The following is a 212-nucleotide window of genomic DNA, read 5'->3' on the forward strand; positions in this document are numbered from 1 at the left end:
GACCTCAGGGCACACGTCCGGAAGGCAGGCCGCAGGGCACACGTCCGGAAGGCAGGCCACAGGGTGCACGTCCGGAAGGCAGACCTCAGGGCACACGTCCGGAAGGCAGGCCACAGGGCACACGTCCGGAAGGCAGACCTCAGGGCACACGTCCGGAAGGCAGGCCGCAGGGCACACGTCCGGAAGGCAGGCCACAGGGTGCACGTCCGGAA

At 69.8% G+C, this 212-nt stretch carries 1 protein-coding gene; it reads left to right on the forward strand.

Annotated elements, in window-relative coordinates:
* Positions 1–212 (forward strand): hypothetical protein (locus Ga0451573_RS19630; protein ID WP_231685903.1); only part of this gene is annotated, 212 nt, incomplete at both ends.

Source organism: Phosphitispora fastidiosa (genome assembly GCF_019008365.1).
Taxonomy (GTDB): Bacteria; Bacillota; Thermincolia; order Thermincolales; family UBA2595; genus Phosphitispora; species Phosphitispora fastidiosa.